Origin of the sequence: Brevibacterium sp. VCM10 (assembly GCF_000583215.1) — a bacterium.
GTDB lineage: Bacteria > Actinomycetota > Actinomycetes > Actinomycetales > Brevibacteriaceae > Brevibacterium > Brevibacterium linens.
The window spans coordinates 1-13,907 of sequence record NZ_JAJB01000033.1 but is presented as its reverse complement, the minus strand read 5'-3'; the positions used below and the strand labels follow the sequence as shown (position 1 = coordinate 13,907).

Below are 13,907 nucleotides of genomic sequence, written 5' to 3'. Positions count from 1 at the left end.
GGCGATGTCCGGCATGTGACTTAAACTTGGAGAGTCCCCGAACTGGGGTGCCATTTTTGCTCGGCTGAGGGAAGGTACGCACGTGCGCTACACATTCGCTGTGATCCTCATGGTGGTGGGTGTCGTCGTCGGTGGCCTCGGCATCCTGCAGAAGACCCTGTGGGCGCCGGAGGATACGATCACTGCCACCGCACAGATCGACGCCGACAAACCGGCGGTCATCGTCGACCCCGGAATGCTCAACCTCTACGAAACCCCGACCACCCTCACGGTCAAGGGCAGCGGCGACCTCACGATCGCCCAGGCGCCGATCGAGAACGTCGAAGCCTGGGCAGGACAGTCCGCCTACGACCGCATCACCGGTCTCGCCGAAGGCGGAAAGCTCACGACCAAGGCGACCGACGGTGAAGGCAAGGTGCCCAACCCGGCCGGTGCCGATCTGTGGCAGTCGGAAGTCACCGGCACCGATTCGGTGGAACTGGAGTGGAACGACGATGCCAACCGAACCGGCTTCCTCATCGCCGGTGACGGTGAAGCCGGAGCGGTCAAATCCGTGACGCTGACCTGGCCCAACCACGCAGACACCCCCTGGGCGCTGCCGCTGATGATCATCGGAGGTGTCGTCTTCATCAGCGGCGTCGTCCTCCTCGTCCTCGGCGCGAACAATTCGAAGAAGGAAGCGAACCGACGCAAGGCCCGCCAGGAACGTCGCCGCAAGCTCGCCGAATACGGCACCGCATTCGCCGTCGTCCCCGTGCTCGCACTCAGCGCCTGCGGGCCCGAAGAGCTGCCGAAGCCCGAACCGTCCGAGGCACCGAGCTCAGCGGCCGCGGGAGTCACCGACGACCAGGCCAAGCGGATCCTCGACTCTGTCGCCACCGACATCAAGGCCGCAGACAAGAAGACCGACAAGAAGGCGCTGGCCGAACGTGCCGCCGGCCCTGCTCTCAAACAGCGCGAAGACCTGTACACGATCAAGGAAGACGTCGACGACCAGAAGATGGCACCGGCCGTGGCCAGCGACGAGATCGTCGCCAACTACACCTCGGCCACCGATGCTTGGCCGCGCGTGACCAGCCTGATCACCTCTGCCGGAGGGAGCTCGCAGCTGCTCGTGCTGACTCAGGAGGATCCGCGCAGCGACTACAAGCTGTGGTCGCAGACCCAGCTGACGGCCGGCACGAAGCTGCCCGAGCTGCCCGACTCGCGTCAGGGCGCGACGATGCTCGAGCCCGGATCCAAGGACTTCGTCACGACTCCGGAGAAGGCCGTCGCCGACTACGCGAAGGCCCTCGGCAGCGGAGCGGACTCGAAGGAGGCGAAGAAGTTCGACTCCGATGACTTCTCGAAGTCCATCTGGAAGAACCAGAAGGAGCAGAAGGCCAGCGCCGAAGAAGGCAATGCCGAGGTGAAGTACAAGTACACCCCGGGCAAGGAGCTCGTCGCCCAGGGCACCGCCGGCGACGCCGCCATCGTCACCGGAGTCATCGACGCCGAATCGACGATCAGCCCCGAATCGAAAGAGGGACGCACCGGCACCCTGACCCTGTCATCGCCGCAGAAGGAGCTCGTCGGCTCCGCGTCGACCAAGCAGCCCGTGACGACGAAGACCACCCAGGTGCTCACTTTCCTCGTGCCCAAGGACGGCAAGGTCAGACTCATCGGCGGACTCGAGACTCTCGCCGGAGCCGAAGCAGGCTGAAACGGAAGGGCCGGCGCCGTGGCGTCCCTTCCCTGACGGCTGAGGAAATAGCCGTAGGCGCACCGGTGTTGATACGTTCTGTTGGAAAAGCATCGACCAAGGTGCGTCACGGCTGTCGCCGAACCCACCGACCGCGTCACAAAGGAGACCACGTGTCAATGGATCCCTCGCAGGAGAACGCACAGCCCGATCAGGGACTCGACCTGTCGGCGGTGCGCAGCAAGAATATGCCGGCCGAACAGGGCGGACAGGCCGGTGCGGGTGCCGGTGCCGCCGGCGGCCAGGCCGGAGGGGACCCGAATGCGGTCGCCGTTCCCGGACTGGTCTTCGATGTCGATGAGTCGACCTTCACCAGCCTGGTGGCGATGTCCGACCGCGTGCCCGTCGTCATCGACCTGTGGGCCGAATGGTGCGAACCCTGCAAACAGCTCTCGCCCATCCTCGAACGCGTCGTCACCTCCTATGGGGGACGCCTCGTGCTGGCGAAGGTCGACGTCGATGCGAACCCGCGTCTGCAGCAGGCTTTCGGCGTCCAGTCGATCCCCACGGTCGTCGCCCTCATCAAGGGCCAGCCCGTGCCGCTGTTCCAGAGTGCTCTGCCCGAACCGCAGGTCCAGGCATACTTCGACGAACTGCTCAAGCTCGCCGGTGAGAACGGCGTGACCGGGCACGCCGTCACCGGGGAAGGCGAACCCGAACCGGCCGGCCCCGCCCATCCGGAAGCCGAAGAGGCTCTGGCCAAGGGCGACTTCGACACCGCTGAGAGCTTGTTCAAGGCTGCGCTGGCGAACTCTCCGGCCGACGAAGAGGCGAAGTTCGGTCTAGCCCGGGCCGGACTGGGTCGCCGCCTCATCGACCAGGAACCGGCTGACCTCATCGCTGCCGCCGATGCCGACCCCAAGGACGTCGAAGCCGCGAAGGCAGCCGCCGATGCCGAAGTCGTCAGCGGCAACGCCGCCGGTGCCTTCAACCGACTCATCTCTCTCATCCGCACCTCCACGGGCGATGAGAAGGAATCCCTGCGCCTGCGCGTCCTCGATCTCTTCGAGGTCCTCGGCGCCGACGATCCAGCCGTGACCAAGGCACGGACCGCACTCATGAGGGCATTGTTCTGATCCAGCGAATCCGACTCATCACCGCCGTCCTCTTCGGCGTAGCGGCACTCACGCTCGCCGGACTGGTCATCTCTGCGCTCTCGGTCGTCGGCACCGACGAGATCACCGAGACGCCGGCCTTCACAGTCAGGGACGGGGCCTACGCCGTCGTCCTCGACGAGGCGATCGTGCCCTACTCGGGTTCGAGCGTGACCGTGACGGCGAAGAACTCGACGGGCACGGAGCTGTTCGTCGGCACCGCCAGCGGCGTCGACGCCGACAGCTACCTCGACGGTGTGGCACAGGAGCAGATCAGTGATGTCTCGTTCCCGAACTCCGCCTCCCATCGGTTCACTCCCGGTGATGACAAGCCGGAGGCCGATATCGCCGACCGCGACTGGTGGATCAGCACAGATACGGGGCAGACGGTCGCGAAGACCTTCGACCTCGATGCGCAGCCACAGGTGCTCGTCATCGCGCCTGCGAACTCCGATGACAGTCTCGAGGGAACGACGGTGAGCCTCCAGATGCGCGTCAAGGGCGTGTTCGCACTCAGCCTGCTCGGCATCGCCGGCGCCATCATCCTCGCCGGATTCTCCGTGTTCTTCTTCATGCGCTGGTGGGCCTCACGCATCCGCCCGCCGAAGAAGGACACCGGCAGCTCGGACAACAGCGGACCCGAGGACGGCGGACCCGCGGGCGGCGGCAGCGGACCCCACGACGGCGGCGAAGACGGTCCCTCAGACGGCTCCGGCCGCAGCGGCCGTGACGACAGGGGACCGGCCGCTGACCGTCCGGTCAAGGGCGAGCCGGGTCCGGCGACCCAGCCGATCTCGACGGTGCAGCCGGGCACGGCCGGCCAAGCGCCGCCTCGGCGACGGGATCTGCGGAACCGGCGGTCCTTCCGCGCAGTGACGGCCTCGGTGTTGGGCACCGGACTCGTGCTCAGCGGCTGTGCGGACTTGCCGATCGCCAAACCCAGCAGCCCGGACGTCACTCCGTACGAACGCACCGCGGTCCGCCCCGGTGAGGCCGGGAAGTTCATGACGAACTACACGGAATCGCTGGACAAGACGCTCGGCGACAAGGGCACAGACCTCGACAAGATCCAGGCGGCACCGCTCATCGACCACACCCGCGCGCAGATCCAGATCGCGGACAAGGCGAAGCAGAAGCTGCGTGCGCCGAACTTCACCGAGGTCGTCGCCGGCAGCCCGAACTTCACCGAATACCCGATGTGGTTCTACGCCTTCGGCACCGCCGACAAGAGTTCCACGGACGGCGACGAGCAGCTGACCCAGGTGATGCTGGTGACGCGGGAATCGGCCTCGACCGATCCGCTCGTGCGCTCGGCATCCTATATCCCCGCCGACCAGATGCCGACGCTGATGGCCGATGACAGCGGAGCCGTCGAGGAAGGCCCCGAGGACTTCGCCGACGAGATGACGACCGCCTCCGATGACGTCTCGTCGTTCCTCGTCGACGGCAAAGCGAAGTCAGGGGGACCCGACGGACTCAAGGAGGGCGGATTCAAGGGATTCCGCGACTACGTGGGTGACCTGCGGGACAAGGACTCCGGCTTCGACAAGGTCGACATCGACTGCAAGCCCTATGAGGACCTCAAGTTCGAGGACATGAGTTTGAGCACCGAGCACGGTGCGATCGGAATGGGCGAAGTGCGCTGCACGCTGACGATCAAGGCGCCGTCGGACTACGCTCTCGACCTCGGCGACACCGTCGAAGCCGTGAAGACGAACGACAAAGAGGGCGACACCATCACGGTCGACACTGCGCACCCCTATGTGCTGATGCGAACCGGTGACGAACTCACCGCAGTCGCCACCGACTGGAACGTCCTGTCCTCCAAGGTGGAGTGACCCGGGCTCAGCCGCGGCTGGCGCGGCGGCCGACGCGCAGCAGCCACCACAGGCCGATGAGCGGCAGGAGCAGCGGAATATAGCCGTACCCGCTGCCGAAGTTCGACCACACCGACGGCTTCGCGAAGTCCTCGGGATGGGTGTGGCTGAGGATGCCGACGACGATGACGCCGACGAACTCGATCGCGCAGGCGGCGACGGCGATCCGGTGTGAGACCCGGTTGCCGATGACCAAGCAGACCGTGGCGAGGATGTAGATCACCGCAGCCATGGCGGACAGCGAATACGCGATCGGCGCAACGTCGAACTCGCGGATGAGCTGATAGCCCGCCCGGGCCGTGGCCGAGAGCGCGAAGACGCCGTACACCGCTGTCAGCGCCCGTCCCGGCCCCGTATGCATCGCCGAGTACGGCGACCGTCCCGTCTTTCCCCGCGCCGAGGCGGCCGTGGAGTCCGCGTCGCCCGCTGCTTGTGCCCGGCCTGCTGGGCTATTGCCTGCTGAGTTCGCATCGTCGGCGGAGTCCCCGCCGAACCGATTGCGCCTGGTCACTGCCAAATCTGGTCCAATCTCTCGATCATGACGATCACCGTCAGCCCTGCCGCAGCCAGCACTCCCGGCCCCCAGCGGCTCAGTTCCGCAAAAGCCCAGAAACCGGCCAGCGCCATCACCATGATCGCGGTGATGATGTAGCCGAAGTACAGCAGCGGGTCGACATCATGCGTGGAACCGAAGGTCGCGATCGAGATGATCAGCTGCACGATGAGCAGCAGCAGAAGCAGAGCGGCACCGCCGAGCAGGGCCTTGCCGGCCGGACGGTTGCGGATGGTCTCGATGATCGACCACAGGGTCAGGATACCGGTGGCGGCATAGAGGACGATGGTGAAAACGGTGAACACCCGAGTCAGTTTAGTCGGCCATGCCGGCGGGCAACTCGTCCGGAGGTGCCGCTTGGCGGGTGAGATGCCGCACGGATCCTGGCCGTAGCCCGGCTCACGGCCTAAAATTGCAGGGTGCCCATCTATCTCGATCACGCCGCCACCTCGCCGATGCCCGCCGAGGTGCTCGAGGTGTACACAAAAGAGCTGGCCCGCCGGGCCAACCCTTCGGCCCTGCACGCGGTCGGCCAAGCCGCGCGGATGCGCATCGAAGAGGCACGCGAGGTCATCGCCCGCGCGGTCGGTGCAGCCACCTCGTCGGAGGTGATCTTCACATCCGGCGGCACCGAAGCGGACAATTTCGCGCTCAAGGGCCTCTACCTCGCTCGCAACAACGACACGTTCACGGCGCCGGCGCGCCCGCGGGTGCTGACGACGGCGATCGAACATCCCGCGATCCTCGAGACCGTGGAGTGGTTGGAGAGCCTCGGCGCCGAAGCCGTCTACCTCGACGTCGATGAGACCGGACGACTCGACCTCGACGCGGCACTGACCGAACTGCGCCGCGACCCAGAACGCACCGCGCTCATCAGCGTGATGGCCGCGAACAACGAGATCGGCACTCTGCAGCCGCTCGCCGAGATCGGTGAGATCGCCGCCGAACTCGGCATTCCCTTCCACATCGACGCCGTGCAGGCGCTCGGGCAGATCCCGCTCGACTTCGCCGCACTCAAGGCAACGGCGATGACGATCACCGCGCACAAGATCGGCGGCCCCGTCGGCATCGGCGCACTCCTGCTCGACCGCGCGGCGACGCCGACGCCGATCCTCCACGGTGGGGGACAGGAGCGCAGCGTGCGCTCGGGCACCCTCGACGTCGCCGGTGCGGTGGCCTTCGCCGCCGCCGTCGATCTCGTCACGACCGACCTCGAGTCCCGGGCGGCACGCCTGTCGGGACTGCGGGACCGCCTCATCGACGGAATCGAATCGAGCATCGACGGGGTCAGGCTCTCCGGCCCGCGCGGAGCGGACCGCCTGCCGGCCAACGCCCACTTCACGTTCCCGGGGTGCGAGGGGGACTCGCTGCTGTTCGGTCTCGATGCCAGGGGATTGGCCACCTCGACGGGTTCGGCCTGTTCTGCCGGTGTCTCCCGTCCCTCCCATGTGCTCTTGGCCTGCGGTCTGGATGAGGACAGCGCCCGCACCACCCAACGCTTCACACTCGGTCACGATACGACCGAAGCCGATGTCGACGCCCTGCTCGCGGCTCTGCCCGAGGTCGTCGACCAGGCACGCCGAGCCGGGATGGTTTCGGCAACACCCCGATGGATGCAAGGAGCATCATGAGAGTACTCGTCGCCATGTCCGGCGGAGTCGATTCCTCCGTCGCAGCCGCCCGTGCCGTCGACGCCGGACACGAAGTCGTCGGCGTTCACCTCGCCCTGTCCCGGATGCCCGGGACCCTGCGCACCGGATCGCGCGGCTGCTGCACGATCGAAGACTCCCGCGACGCCCACCGCGTGGCGGGAATGCTCGACATCCCCTTCTATGTCTGGGACTTCTCCGAGCGGTTCAAGGAAGACATCGTCGATGACTTCATCGCCGAATACGCCGCCGGGCGCACCCCGAACCCGTGCATGCGCTGCAATGAGCGCATCAAGTTCGCGGCCCTCCTCGACCGCGCCCTGGCGCTCGGCTTCGACGCCATCGCCACCGGCCACTACGCCGAAGTGCTCCGCGATGACGACGGCCGGCCCGAACTCCATCGCGGTGAGGATCTGGCCAAGGACCAGTCGTACGTCCTCGGTGTGCTCACCTCCGACCAGCTCGAGCACTGCTACTTCCCGATCGGAGCGACCGCGTCGAAGGCCGAAGTGCGCGCCGAGGCGGCCGAGCGCGGTTTCTCCGTGGCGAACAAGCCCGACTCCTACGACATCTGCTTCATCCCCGACGGGGACACGAAGGCGTGGCTGGCCGACAAGATCCCGATGCGTCCGGGACTCATCAAGGACTCCGAAGGTGAGGTTCTCGGCGAGCACGACGGCGCGATGACATACACGATCGGTCAGCGCAAGGGCCTGGGCATCGAGAAGCCCGCTCGTGATGGCAAGCCGCGGTTCGTCACCGGCCTCGACCCGGCGACGAACACCGTCACCGTCGGATCGCGTGCCGACCTCGCGGTCTCGCATCTGACCGGCATCCGCACCTCCTGGGCCGGAGCCGCACCCTCGGACATGGGGGACACCCCGGAGACCGGAATCGACTGCGAAGTGCAGATCCGTGCCCACGCCGATCCGGTGCCGGCCCGGGCCTGGCTCGGCGAGTTCGTCGCCGCAGCCCCCGAGCATGAAGCCAACCCCATCGTCGACGAGGTCGAGGTGCCTGCCGCACGTCCGGCCGGGCAGCTCATGCACGTCGATGTCGATGAGGAGCTGTCCGGAGTGGCTCCGGGCCAGACCATGGTCATCTACCGCGGCACCCGTGTGCTCGGCCAGGCCACCATCGACTCCACGGCGAAGGACCGCATCACCCCGGCACCCGAGTTCGCCGGCGCCTGAGCCGCTTTCGCGAGTCGAGGCGAGGGGTTCGGGCCCGATGTCGGCCACTGGCGATACTCTGGGGGCATGAAGGAAAGTCCCCAAGATGTCGTCACGGCGCCTTATGGAACCTGGTCGTCACCTCTGGGTGCCGCCGAGGTGGCTGCCGGTGCCGCTCCGATCTTCGATGCCGCTTTCCGCGGGGACGAGATCTTCTACTCGACGAAGATTCCCGCAGAGAAGGCCCGCACCGGACTCGTCCGCACGTCGCTGTCACGTCCGGGAGAGCGCGAGCAGGTCATTCCCACCGGGTTCAACATCCGCTCCGCCGTCCACGAATACGGGGGAGCCTCGTGGGCTCTCGACCAGAGCAGCGAGGTCATCTACTTCGTCAACGCCGCTGATCAGCGCGTGTGGCAGATCATTCCCGGGCGAGCCCCGCACGCGCTGACCCCGGACACCTCGGGGCGGATCCGCTACGGGGATCTGCACATGAGTCCGTGGGGGCTGCTTTGTGTGCGCGAGGACTGTCGGTCCACCCGTCGTGAACGTGCCATCGTGCTGCTGACCAAGCACGGGACGACGAATGTGCTCTCGACCCACTCGCATTTCATGGCCTGGCCCAGGCTCTCACCCGACGGCAGCACCCTGGCATTCATCGGCTGGGAGCACCCGAACATGCCGTGGGACGGAACCACGCTGTGGCTGGTCGATGTCCGCACCCCGGCCACCCCTGCGGTCGCCGTGCTCAGCGGTGACGGGATCGAACGCCCGCGCAGATCCGACCCGGGATTGCCGAGTCCGACCGACCCGGGAATCTCGCTGCTCCAGGCGGAGTTCACGTCGGATTCGTCCCTCCACGTCATCTCCGACCATGAAGGGCACTGGTCGCTGTACGGCCTCGACATCGATCCCGTCGCCGTGCGTCCCCTCGTCACCGACGACCGTCAGGCGCCGGCGCCCGAAAGAATCGGATTCGACCGGCTGAGATCGGTCATCGACACCGGCGAGGAGATCGGCGGGGCCCTCTGGCAGCTGGGCACCCGGTGGCACCTCAACGACGGAGATGAGGTGTGGGCCCATTCGCAGGCGGCGACCGCGACACTCGTGCGCCGCCGGCTGCCCCCTTCCTCCACAACGCTGAGTCCATCCGACACGGCTTGGGAGACCATCGATACGACGGGGGAGACGTTCGGCACGATCGAACTCCTCGACCTCGGCCGCACTCACCTGCTTCTGACCGCGAAGTCGACGAGGCGACCCGGAGCCCTCTACGCCGTCGACCGGGTGACCGGACTGTTCACGGAGATCGCCAGCGAACGCCTCGACACCCACCAGGGCTACTATTCCCGCCCGAGCGTCGGCGAACTCGGGGGAGTGCCCGTCGTCATCCATCCTCCCCACAATCCCCGCTTCGCCGCTCCCGTCGACGAACTCCCGCCCTTCGTGGTCTCGATCCACGGCGGACCGACGGGACAGGCGACCCCGGAGATGACAGCCCGCACGAGCTTCTTCACCTCCCAGGGCATCGGCGTCCTCGAGGTCAACTACGGCGGGTCGACCGGATTCGGCCGCGCCTGGCGTGACCGGCTGCGCGGCGGATGGGGAGTCGTCGACGTCGAGGACACCGTCGCCGCCGTCAACGGGCTCGTCGCAGCCGGACTCGCCGACCCGAACCGCATCGCGATCTCCGGAGCCTCATCGGGCGGGTGGACTGTGCTGTCCGCCCTGGCTTCGACGAACGTGTTCGCCTGCGGCACCTCGTATTTCGGAGTCACCGACCTCATGCGCTTCGTCGTCGACACCCACGACTTCGAATCCCACTACATCGACGGGCTCGTCGGCCCCTGGCCCGCCGCCCAGGACGAATACATCACCCGTTCGCCGATCCGCCGGACCAGCGATATCACCGTGCCCGTGGCCGTGATGCAAGGCGACCGTGACCCGATCGTCCCGCCCTCACAGGCCCAGGAGTTCGTCGATACACTTCAACTGGCCGGAGTGGAGTACATTTACCGTCTGTACAAGGGCGAATCCCACGGCTTCGTCCGCGCCGAAACCATCATCGATTCCCTGGAAAGCGAGTTCGGATTCTATGTCGACGTCTTCGGAATCCCCCGCGCCCACCAGCATGGCTGACCGAGTTCTGCCCGCCGCCACGACCACGGGAATCTGGCTGCCCGGAGCCCGTGATCCGCGTCGCGGCTATATCGCGACCAGCCCGGTTCGAGAGGCCGCGGCCGCCGGCTTCGACATCCTCTCCGACCAGCTTCCGCCGGTGCCCCTGACCGCCGACCGGTCCGAGGACAGGTGGGGCGCCGACGCCATCGGCCGTGCCGTCGGCCTGCTCACCGAACTCCACGTCGACCGCACATCCTACGGGTGGCGGCTGACCGCCTCGGCGGGCAAAGACGAACGACTCGAGGACTCGGCGCTGATCGAAGCCTTCGACGCGATCGCCGAATACGGTGGGTCCCGGCCCGGGCAGGTCCAGATCAGCCTGCCGGGACCGTGGACGCTCGTGACCGCGCTGAGCCTGAGCTCCGGAGCCCGCGTCCTCGGCGATTATGGGGCCCGCCGTGATGTCGTTCAGGCATACGCCTTCGGCATCGCAGCCTTCACCGATCGCATCGCGGGCTTGGGCATGCAGCCGACCGTCCGCCTCGTCGAATCACGCCTGACCCCGGTGCTCACCGGCACCTGGCCGAGCGTGTCCGGATGGGCGAGCCTGCCGGCCATCAGCGAAACCCAGGTGTGGGCGGCGCTCGAATCCACACTGCGCCACCTGCCGCCCACCGTGCTCGCCCTGCCGGACCTCGAGCCCCTGCGCCTGCAGGGCAAGGAGATCCCCGCCGCCGAGGCGGTCCGCCGCACCGGCGCCCGTTCCGTGTCAGTGCCGTTGGCTAGCCTGAGACCACACAGCTGGGAGCAGCTGGCGATCCTCGCCGAGGCGGGGCTCGGCACCTGGATCCACCTGCCGACCGAGGCCGGTGGGCGATCGGACGCGGTCAACCATTGGTGCGAGCGGATCCGCACCCCGTGGTCGCGCATCGGCATGGTGACCGCGAGCCTGCGCGAATTCGGGATCATCGCCGGCCCCGAACTGCCGATGACCCACCCGCCCCTGCTGGAGGACCAGCAGGGGATCGGACCCGAGCACAATCGGGGGACCATGACCATCGCCGCCGGTCTGCGGCGGGCTCTTGAGGAGATCGAATGACCACGACACCGGAGAACGCCGACTCATCGACGCCCGAGCACCAGACCTCGGATTCGACCACACTCGACCTGCAGGGCGTCGACCTCACCGACGCGACCGCTCGCGCTCAGGCGCATGCTCAGCTGACCGAGAAGATCGAGGAGCTGCGGGCCGCCTACTATCAGGACTCCCTGCTCGTCTCCGACGCCGAGTACGACGAACTCGTCCATCGTCTCGAAGACCTCGAGGCGCAGTTCCCCGAACTCGTCACCGACTCCTCGCCGACGCAGACAGTCGGCGGCGTCGTCGACACCTCGACGTTCGACCCGGTCGAACACATCGGACCGATGTACAGCCTCGACAACGTCTTCGACTACGACGAACTGCGAGCCTGGTACGAACGGGTACGGTCGGCCACCTCGGTGAAGTCGAAGTTCCTGTGCGAACTCAAGATCGACGGACTTGCCGTCAACCTGCTCTACCGGAACGGCGAACTCGTGCGGGCCGCGACCCGCGGCGACGGACGCATCGGTGAGGACATCACCGCGAACGTGCGCACGATCTCCGATATCCCGCACCATCTCGATACCGAGCACCCGCCGGCCGAGGTGGAGATCCGCGGTGAGGTGTTCTTCCCCGTCGAGGACTTCGCCGAACTCAATGCCTCGCTTGTTGCCGAGGGCAAAGCCCCCTTCGCGAATCCACGGAACTCCGCGGCCGGTTCGCTGCGGCAGAAGGATCCGGCCGTCACGGCGCGTCGGCCCCTGCACATGCTCGTCCACGGAATCGCCGTGTGGACGCCGGCCGACGATTCGCATCCCGAGCCTGCCCACCAGTCCGAGGTCTACGAACAGTTCCGGTCGTGGGGTCTGCCGATCAGCGACTATTTCAAGGTTCTCGACACCGTCGATGAGATCGAAGACTTCATCGCCTACTACGGCGAACACCGTCACGACGTCACCCACGAGATCGACGGGATCGTCATCAAGATCGACGATATCGCCGTGCAGGAGGCGATGGGCTACACCTCTCGCGCACCGAGGTGGGCGACCGCATTCAAATACCCGCCCGAGGAGGTCACGACGAAGCTCATCGACATCCAGGTGCAGGTGGGTCGGACCGGGCGAGTGACCCCATTCGCCGTAATGGAACCGGTGAGCGTGGCCGGGTCGACCGTCGAGCGGGCGACCCTGCACAACGGATACGAGGTCAAGCGCAAGGGTGTGCTCATCGGCGACACCGTCACCCTGCGCAAGGCCGGCGACGTCATCCCCGAGGTGCTCGGCCCGGTCGCGGCCCTGCGGGACGGATCCGAACACGAATTCGTCATGCCCACCCACTGCCCGTCATGCGGGACCGAGCTCGGCGAGCAGAAGAAAGGCGACAAGGACCTGCGGTGCCCGAACTCACGGTCGTGTCCCGCGCAGCTGGCCAATCGCATCTTCTACCTCGCCTCCCGCGCGGCCTTCGACATCGAAGCCCTCGGCGAGGAGGCCGCGCTGGCGCTGACGGCACCGGCCGAACCGGACACACCTCCGCTGACCTCGGAGGCCTTCCTCTTCGACCTCACTCCCGATGATCTGCGTGATGTCAAGATCTGGCGGAACAAGAAGTCCAAGGGTGTGGAGACCGGCGAACGAGAACTTGTGCCCTACTTCTTCACCCGGGGAACCGCGAAGAAGCCGAGCGCTCCGAGCGCGAACACGAAGAAGCTCTTCGAAGAATTGGAGAAGGCAAAAGATCAAGAACTGTGGCGGGTGCTCGTCGCTTTGTCGATCCGCCATGTCGGACCGACCGCGGCACGGACCCTGGCCGCGAAGTTCCGCACCCTTGCGGCCATCCGTGAGGCCAGCCTCGAAGAGCTGTCGGCCGTCGAGAACATCGGTCCGACGATCGCACAGAGCATCCGCGATTGGTTCGAGATCGACTGGCACAACGAGATCGTCGACACTTGGGCAGCAGCCGGGGTGCGGATGGAAGACGAGGAAGTCGAGGCCGCCGCGCAGACCCTCGAAGGGCTGACGATCGTGGCGACCGGATCGCTGAGCTCGTTCACCCGCGATGGCATCAAGGAGGCGATCCTTGGTGCCGGCGGCAAGGCGGCGGGATCGGTCTCGAAGAAGACCGACTATGTCGTCGCCGGTGAGAACGCCGGGTCGAAGTTGGACAAGGCGGAGTCGCTGGGCGTGCCTGTCCTCGACGAGGACCAGTTCCGGGTGCTGCTGGAGACCGGCAGCCTCGACTGAGATGTGCCCGGGCCTCGTGCCTGGTCCCTGGTGCCTCGGTGCCGGAGGGAATACTTCGCGGGTCCTGGAGTTTCCATGGTGCGGCTGTGATTCGTTCGTGACCGAATTCGAAGTCGGGGTTCAGACTCAGCCAAGCTCAGAGACAGCTTCGAGTGGAAGAGTGTGGGACATGAGATGGATCCCCAAAGTCCTTGCCGGTACCTGCGTGGTCGTCGCCGCGGCCCTGACCGCAGTGCCGGTTACGGCGGGTCTGGCCGACCTGGTGCTGGGGCCGGGACCGAACAGCACCAAACGCAGTGCGCAGCCGGCCCTGACGTCCATGCGCACTTCGGTGACCCCGGCCACCGGGCGTACCGAGGAGTCGACGACTGCATTC

The 13,907-nt window shown here is 66.6% G+C and carries 11 protein-coding genes; 9 read left to right on the top strand and 2 right to left on the bottom strand.

The genetic code is table 11. The features are described 5' to 3' along the window. Window positions 1–82 precede the first annotated feature (82 nt). The 3 genes from AD89_RS0110360 (at window position 83) to AD89_RS0110350 (ending at window position 4,673) form a co-directional block, all read left to right on the top strand. On the top strand, window positions 83–1,702 hold the full coding sequence (locus tag AD89_RS0110360) for a hypothetical protein (RefSeq protein WP_025778599.1): 1,620 nt from the start codon (window positions 83–85) through the stop codon (window positions 1,700–1,702). A 158-nt stretch (window positions 1,703–1,860) separates the two neighbouring features. Continuing rightward, the gene (locus AD89_RS0110355) at window positions 1,861–2,817 is read left to right on the top strand and encodes a tetratricopeptide repeat protein (protein WP_025778597.1); all 957 of its coding nucleotides are present in this window, start codon (window positions 1,861–1,863) and stop codon (window positions 2,815–2,817) included. A 167-nt stretch (window positions 2,818–2,984) separates the two neighbouring features. Beyond that, a complete protein-coding gene (locus AD89_RS0110350; RefSeq protein WP_025778595.1) occupies window positions 2,985–4,673 on the top strand; it encodes a hypothetical protein in 1,689 nt (562 codons plus the stop codon). Window positions 4,674–4,680: 7 nt separating this feature from the next. Here the strand turns inward: AD89_RS0110350 and AD89_RS0110345 are convergent, their stop codons facing one another. Together AD89_RS0110345 and AD89_RS0110340 are read right to left on the bottom strand one after the other, a co-directional pair. Then, window positions 4,681–5,073: a hypothetical protein gene (locus AD89_RS0110345; RefSeq protein ID WP_025778594.1), complete on the bottom strand. Its 393-nt coding sequence runs from the start codon at window positions 5,071–5,073 to the stop codon at window positions 4,681–4,683. 146 nt (window positions 5,074–5,219) lie between these two features. Next, on the bottom strand, window positions 5,220–5,570 hold the full coding sequence (locus tag AD89_RS0110340) for a hypothetical protein (RefSeq protein WP_025778593.1): 351 nt from the start codon (window positions 5,568–5,570) through the stop codon (window positions 5,220–5,222). A gap of 114 nt (window positions 5,571–5,684) precedes the next feature. Here AD89_RS0110340 and AD89_RS0110335 point away from each other — a divergent pair, with 114 nt between their 5' ends. The 6 genes from AD89_RS0110335 to AD89_RS19925 all read left to right on the top strand — a co-directional run. After that, window positions 5,685–6,896, top strand: a complete 1,212-nt coding sequence (locus tag AD89_RS0110335; RefSeq protein ID WP_025778592.1) for a cysteine desulfurase family protein — start codon at window positions 5,685–5,687, stop codon at window positions 6,894–6,896. Continuing rightward, on the top strand, window positions 6,893–8,107 hold the full coding sequence (gene mnmA / locus AD89_RS0110330; protein WP_025778590.1) for a tRNA 2-thiouridine(34) synthase MnmA: 1,215 nt from the start codon (window positions 6,893–6,895) through the stop codon (window positions 8,105–8,107). The genes AD89_RS0110335 and mnmA overlap by 4 nt, the downstream gene beginning before the upstream one ends. A 66-nt stretch (window positions 8,108–8,173) precedes the next feature. Next, a complete protein-coding gene (locus tag AD89_RS0110325) occupies window positions 8,174–10,225 on the top strand; it encodes a S9 family peptidase (protein ID WP_025778587.1) in 2,052 nt (683 codons plus the stop codon). Further along, window positions 10,218–11,306, top strand: coding sequence for a hypothetical protein (locus tag AD89_RS0110320; protein ID WP_025778586.1), 1,089 nt, complete (start codon window positions 10,218–10,220; stop codon window positions 11,304–11,306). The genes AD89_RS0110325 and AD89_RS0110320 overlap by 8 nt, the downstream gene beginning before the upstream one ends. Further along, window positions 11,303–13,531, top strand: a complete 2,229-nt coding sequence (gene ligA, locus AD89_RS0110315) for an NAD-dependent DNA ligase LigA (protein ID WP_025778584.1) — start codon at window positions 11,303–11,305, stop codon at window positions 13,529–13,531. Before AD89_RS0110320 ends, ligA begins: the two co-directional genes overlap by 4 nt. A 169-nt stretch (window positions 13,532–13,700) precedes the next feature. Next, window positions 13,701–13,907: hypothetical protein (locus AD89_RS19925; protein WP_155807409.1), on the top strand; the 207-nt coding region annotated here is incomplete at its 3' end.